The sequence below is a fragment of the Candidatus Obscuribacterales bacterium genome (assembly GCA_036703605.1).
GTDB lineage: Bacteria > Cyanobacteriota > Cyanobacteriia > RECH01 > RECH01 > RECH01.
In genome coordinates this window covers 1-6,939 of the sequence record DATNRH010000039.1, presented here as the reverse complement: position 1 = coordinate 6,939, position 6,939 = coordinate 1, and the positions used below count along the sequence as shown (strand labels likewise).

The window sequence follows — 6,939 nt, the reverse complement described above, 5'->3', positions numbered from 1 at the left end:
AATCGACGAATAGGCGATCTTCCGCTTGAGGTTGCGCTGGGCGAAGGAGGTGAGGGCTGCGTAGATGATGTTCACCACCCCCAAGACGACAAGGACTGGCGCAAAGTAGGCATGGGCATCGGGCAACATCTCGCAGTTCATGCGAATCAAGGCATAGCCGCCCATTTTCAGAAGAATGCCCGCCAGCAACATATGGACTGGAGCCGTGGCTTCCCCGTGGGCATCGGGCAGCCAGGTATGTAGGGGAAAAATGGGCAGTTTCACCGCATAGGCCACAAAGAGGCCTGCATAGACTAAAAGCTGGAACTTCAGCGGAAAGTCTTTATCCATGAGCGATCGCATGTCAAAGGTGACAGAATCGCCGTAGAAGGCCATGGCTAGGGCTGCTACGAGGATAAACAGTGAGCCCCCAGCCGTGTACAGAATAAACTTGGTGGCTGCATAGAGCCGCTTCTTGCCGCCCCAAATGGAGAGGAGTAAGTAGACCGGGATCAGCTCCAGTTCCCACATAAAGAAGAACAGCAGCATATCCTGGACAGCAAACACCCCAATCTGCCCGCCATACATGGCCAGCATTAGAAAGTAGAACAGGCGGGGCTTCAGGGTCACCGGCCAAGATGCCAAAATTGCCAGGGTAGAAATAAAACCCGTGAGCAAAATTAACGGCATGGATAGACCATCAGCTCCTACTGACCAGTTGAGATCAAGAGACGGCACCCAACTGTAGCTTTCGACAAGCTGCATGTCTGGGTTAGAGACGTCGTAGAAGTTGTAAAACGCGTAAATGATCAGGGCAAAGTCAATGAGACCTACCGTTAGTGCATACCAACGGATAACTCGGCCTTTGCCATCCTTGTCGGGCAGGATTGGGATTAGCAATGCTGCCAAGATCGGGAATAGGATTATGGTGCTTAGCCAGGGAAAATCAGCCATACTCATCGAAAATTTATGATCATTAAGCCAGATTATTCAAACCAGCGTGCTGGGAAAAAGGATGCCTGCCCTAGGGGTAGTTGTCATCATTGTTTCCCTGAACGCTCGTCGTAGAACCTGACGTTGAACGGGTACTTGGGCTCAGCTTCAGACAACGTATCAACAGTATGAGTGAAACTATCGAATACTCTGCGTTTCTTCAACATCAGTCAAGATCTCGTCGTTGGGACGGCTGGGAGTAGGAGCGATCGCCCCTACTCCTAACCTGGATAGCTAAGAATCCTAGACTAGCTATCGCTTGACGCTTAGGTGATGCCTGATACGAGCACCAGACCTAGCACTGCACCAAACACAATCAGAGCATAGAACTGTACCCGACCATTTTCGAGGTACTTCAGCCCTTCTCCTGTAATCAACGTAACAAACCCTGCCAGGTTGACGACGCCGTCTACAATGCGCACGTCTACTTCTAGCACTTGCCGCGCTAGACGACGACTGCCTTTCACAAACACGGCATCGTAGATTTCGTCAAAGTACCACTTGTTCAGGGAAAGTTGGTACAGCGGCTGAATCTGTTGGGCGATCGCTGCCGCACTGACCTTATAGGTGAGGTACATCAACGACGCTAGGCTGATCCCAATTAGACCAATGCCTACAGAGCTACCAGCCATGGTGATAAACTCTGCCCACTCAAACTCTGCCGGAATGCCGAAGGCGGGAAGTTCTTCAACCAATTCGCCCGGTGGATGGACGAAGGCCTCAAAGTAGTTGACGAAGGGCGTCCCTACCAAACCCAGCAGCATCGACGGAACCGCCAAGACCATCAGGGGAATCGTCATCGCCCAAGGAGACTCATGGGGAAACTCGCTGTGGGCATGACCGTGGTCATCCCCGTGGTCATCCCCGTGATCCCCATGGGGATCGGTATCCACCGTCAGCTCTTGCGGATCCATAGCACCGGGACCAAAGGCTAAGCCCATGCGCTGTAGCTTCTCAGCTTGCAGTTGCTGGCGAATGTCATCCCGGTTGCCACGAAAGTCTCCTTCAAAGGTGGAGAAATACATGCGGAACATGTAAAAGGCGGTGATCCCCGCCGTTCCCCAGCCGATGGCCCAGAGCAGTGGATTCACCGCAAAGGTTGAGCCGAGGATTTCATCCTTCGACCAAAAACCAGCAAAGGGAGGAATCCCGCAGATTGCCAGGGTGCCAATCAAAAACGTGATCGCGGTGACGGGCATATGGCGGCGTAGACCGCCCATGAGCCGCATATCTTGCGCTAGGGCAGGATCGTGACCCACGACCTCTTCCATACCGTGGATCACAGAGCCCGATCCTAGGAAGAGCATCGCTTTGAAGTAGGCATGGGTCATCAGGTGAAACAGCCCAGCACCATAGGCACCTACCCCCATGGCCATGACCATGTATCCCAACTGAGACATGGTGGAATAGGCTAGTCCTTTTTTGATGTCGTTCTGGGTTATGGCGATGCTGGCTCCCAAAAAGGCTGTGATGGCACCAGTCCAAGCAATCACGTCCATCACGCCCGGTAGACCTTCGAAGACCGGAAACATCCGGGCAATGAGGAATACTCCAGCCGCAACCATGGTTGCGGCGTGGATCAAGGCAGAAATGGGTGTAGGGCCCTCCATGGCATCAGGTAGCCATACATGCAGGGGAAACTGAGCCGATTTAGCCACGGGGCCCAGAAAGACCAAGATGCAGAATAGGGAGGCTAACCCAACACTCAAACTACCGGACTCGACCAAGCCCGTCAGGCGAACACCAATTTCCTCAAATTCAAAGCTGCTGGTAGCCCAGTACAGGGCTAGGATGCCAAGCAGCAGCCCAAAGTCACCAACCCGGTTGGTGACAAAGGCTTTTTGACAGGCGTCTGCCGCCGCCTTGCGGTCATACCAAAACCCAATCAGGAGGTAGGAGCACATCCCGACTAGTTCCCAGAACACATAAATTTGAACCAGGTTTGGGCTAATCACCAAACCGAGCATAGATGAGCTGAACAAGCTCAGGTAAGCATAAAAGCGTACATAGCCCGGATCATGGGCCATGTAGCCGTCGGTGTAGACCATGACCAGTAGAGCTACGGTGGTCACAATCACCAGCATCACTGCCGTTAGGTGATCGATGGTGTAGCCCATCCTGAGATGAAAGTCTCCGGCGGCAGCCCAGTCTATGGTGCGAGTGTAGGATTCGTGCCCTTGGATCTGACTCCATAGCAGGGCAAAGGAGAACACCATCGCAGCTCCAATGAGGAACACGATGAAGAAAGCAGAGGCTTTCCTCAAGCGATTAACGGTGGTGCCGTATGAAACAAGACCTAGTCCGATCAACATTGCCCCTGCTAAGGGCAGAACCGGGATCAGCCAGGCGTACTGATAAATCGGTTCCATAACTCACAAGTTTTCCAATCTTTTGTATAGGGGTAGGTGGTTTGCAGATGTAAAGTTGGCAAAGCCGCTTACATTGTGACATACCCATGCCCAAGTAGTGGTCACCCTTCGGTGAAGTTGCCAGCTCTGGGCTGTAGGTTGTGTGGCAGGTGCGATCTTCAAGGATGAGGGCGATAGGGCTGTGGGTGGTGAAGGCGATCGCTGATGATGCCAGGGATTGCCCTTGCTTCCATGGGGTCGTTGAACAAGAGCCTAAGAGTGGCTTGAGTGCGTTTGTAACCCATGGGTTGTAAAACCCTTAAGCAAATCAGTAAATTTCTAGCACTCGGGGCTGACGCAAGGGGCAAGATATTGGGGCAACATCTTGCTGGGCTTGGATTTGAGGGTATCTAGGGACGCTTAGCAAAACTGGCACAGGGGTTTTGGGAGCCTTTCAGGTCTTGTGGCTATGCTGATGGTACAAGGGCGATCGCGCTTGTACGTTCAAGATAGTCCGATCCGCGACCGGAATCATGGCGATCGCTTTTGTATTGATTCCCATCTATGGCTAGATCCCTACTAGCTCTTCATGGCTAGATCGTTTGCCTATCGACTAGCTGAGGTTAGAGACGCAACTCTGGCGGGGAACCAAGTTCTGAGCTGATGTCTAATCAATAGTTCATGTCTACTCAATTCTGCTCATCCGTTGCGATTTCTTAGGTCGGGATGGGTATTCTGAGCACAACTCTTGGTTAGTGTCCCTAGGCTTGGCTCATCTGGCTAGTGGTTTGTTTCAGGTCATCATCGTTTGTATCCCTTCTCACTCGTTTCGGTTAGGGTGCGATCGCTGCCTCGGTTGAGCTATGCCAGGCGTCTATCGATGGTGTTGGAGCGTATGGGTAATGCATCAAGACCCCAAGGGGTCTCCGTTGTTTCTGGCTAATTGGTTTGCAGGCTGCGCTGTCCACGTTCAGGGCTAGGTATTGATATGACTCGAATGCACTTTTTTTCTCGTTCTAGATCGGTTCGTCGCCTCGGGGGAGCGTTAGCTGTTGCCATGGCGGTCTCAACCCTGACCCCCATGGCTGCCTCCAGGTCAGCGATCGCCCTGCACGATGATCCCCAAGCTGTTTTGGATGAAGCCTGGCAAATCGTGAACCGCAGCTATGTAGATGAAGATTTTAACCAAGTCGATTGGCAAGCGGTTCGCCAAGACCTGTTGGAAACCGAGTATGCGTCCCCGGAGCAGGCCTACGCTGCTCTAGTGGATGCCCTAGAGCTTTTAGAGGATCCCTACACGCGGTTTATGGATCCCGAAGAATTTGAAACCTTGACCAATCAAACCTCTGGGGAACTCTCCGGCGTAGGGATTCGCCTACAGGCCGACCCGGACACCAGCTCCATCGTGGTGGTTGAGCCGTTGATGAGTTCGCCGGCCATGGCTGCTGGTCTACGCACGGGCGATCGCATCCTCGCGATCAATGGCGAATCTACAGCCAACATGACGGTACAACAGGCCTCAGAACGAATTCGCGGCGAAGTGGGTACCCAAGTGATGCTGCGCCTTGAGCGGGATACGGTGGGCGCTTTTGAAGTTTCGCTGAACCGGGCGCGTATTGCAGTTCCTGCCGTTAACTACACGCTACGGGAAGAGGGAGCCAATCGAATTGGCTATATCCGACTTACCGAATTTAGCTCCCATTCTCCTCAGCAAATGCAGCAAGCGATCGAAACCTTGCTGGATGATGGGGCAAATGGATTTGTCCTAGATTTGCGCAATAATCCGGGCGGTCTGCTGCAGGCCAGTATTGATATTTCCCGCATGTGGATTGATGAAGGCGCTATTGTGCAAACGGTGGATCGGCGGGGACGCACGGAAGACTTTTCCGCGAACCAAACCGCGTTGACCGATCTACCACTGGCAGTGCTGGTGAATGGCAACTCTGCCAGCTCTAGCGAGATCCTCACCGGGGCGTTGCTGGATAATGATCGCGCTATCGTGATTGGTCGGCAAACCTTTGGTAAGGCTTTGGTGCAATCGGTTCACCCTCTTTCCGATGGCTCAGGTCTAGCTGTTACGGTTGCCCACTATTACACGCCTAATGGAACCGATATCAGTCATCGCGGCATTACGCCTAACATTGAAGTACAGCTGAGCCAAGAGCAGCAGCTAGCACTTGCAGAGCGACCAGAGCTGATTGGCACGGGGGCTGATCCTTTCTATGCAGAAGCCCTAGAGTCGCTGCAGCCTGGGATGTTGACTTACCGGCTACGTTCGGTAACCACTCAGGTGGGTCAGCGGGATCACGAGAATCCTAGGGGCAACTAGATTTCTAGCCCATGGCTATGGCCAGGAGCAGTTCTGTAGGCTGAGGTCAGCAACCTGGCGGCCGAGGTTCGGTAGAATCAAGGGGATACATCCCGATGAAGCCGGATACTGAGGCTGTAATGGACGCTTGATGATGACTACATTGCAAGAGATGCAGGCTGCTGCCGGAGCCACCTTTATGACCGTCGCTGACCAAACGGTGCCCCAACAGTTTGGCCAGGAAGAGAAGGCTCGGCAAGCGATCGCTGCTGGTGTGGCCCTGTGCGATCGCTCCCACTGGGGACGCCTGCGGGTGGGTGGGGCCGATCGCCTCCGGTTTTTGCACAACCAAACCACCAATGCCATGGAACCGCTGCAGCCAGGGCAAAGCTGCGACACGGTCTTCGTCACCTCGACGGCCCGAACGATTGACCTCGTTAGCGCCTACGTGCTGGAGGATCATGTTTGCTTATTGACCGCCCCTGGCTATGGCAGCAAGCTAATGCAGTGGATGGATCGATTTATTTTCTTTGCCGATAAGGTGGAGTTGTCTGACCTCACTGAGTCTACGACCTGCTTTAGCATCATGGGGCCTGAAAGCGATCGCCTTCTCCAACAGGTAGGGCTGGCGATCGCTCCCCCCCAGACCCATGTCGCTACAGACCTCAACGGGATGACGGTGCGGGTTGCGGCAGGTAGCGGCTTGGCTACCCCCGGCTATACCTTGTTCTGCGATCGCGATCAGGGAGCCGACCTATGGCAACAGCTCACGGGAGCTGGAGCCGTACCGTTTGGGCAAGATCTGTGGGAATCGCTGCGCATCCAGCAGGGGCGACCCATGCCAGGACAGGAACTGACGGAAGACTACAATCCCCTAGAGGCTGGCCTGTGGCATACCGTCTCGTTTTTTAAGGGATGCTATATCGGGCAAGAAACCATTGCGCGACTAGACACCTATAAAGGCGTCAAGCAACAGCTTTGGGGCATTCGCCTATCTGATTGGGTGGAGCCAGGGACAGTTTTGATGGTGGACGACGCCAAGGTGGGCTTGCTCACCAGTGTTACCTCTGCAGAATCTGGTGCGATCGGTTTAGCTTACCTACGCACCAAGGCCGGTGGCCCAGGACTCACCGTTCAAGTGGGTACAGCGCAAGGGGAGATCCTGGATGTGCCCTTTCTCACCAGGGAGCGATCGCCCCTTAATTAAACCAGACCCTCAATTAAACCAGACCCTCATCTACTCACTGGGGTTCATGAGTTCCACTGCATTGCGCCCATCCACATCCTGCACATAGACCTTCACCACCTCAT

General features: G+C 53.8%; 4 protein-coding genes. 2 read left to right on the top strand and 2 right to left on the bottom strand.

Annotated features, from left to right (window positions below):
• Positions 1–933 (bottom strand): NADH-quinone oxidoreductase subunit M (locus V6D20_00955; protein HEY9814365.1); only part of this gene is annotated, 933 nt, incomplete at its 3' end.
• A 305-nt stretch (positions 934–1,238) separates the two neighbouring features.
• The gene (locus tag V6D20_00950; protein HEY9814364.1) at positions 1,239–3,341 is read right to left on the bottom strand and encodes an NAD(P)H-quinone oxidoreductase subunit 5; all 2,103 of its coding nucleotides are present in this window, start codon (positions 3,339–3,341) and stop codon (positions 1,239–1,241) included.
• Positions 3,342–4,308: 967 nt separating this feature from the next.
• On the opposite strand from V6D20_00950, the gene ctpB reads away from it, so the two are divergent.
• Together ctpB and V6D20_00940 are read left to right on the top strand one after the other, a co-directional pair.
• The gene (gene ctpB / locus V6D20_00945) at positions 4,309–5,649 is read left to right on the top strand and encodes a carboxyl-terminal processing protease CtpB (protein ID HEY9814363.1); all 1,341 of its coding nucleotides are present in this window, start codon (positions 4,309–4,311) and stop codon (positions 5,647–5,649) included.
• Positions 5,650–5,779: 130 nt separating this feature from the next.
• On the top strand, positions 5,780–6,835 hold the full coding sequence (locus V6D20_00940) for a hypothetical protein (protein HEY9814362.1): 1,056 nt from the start codon (positions 5,780–5,782) through the stop codon (positions 6,833–6,835).
• Positions 6,836–6,939: the final 104 nt, after the last annotated feature.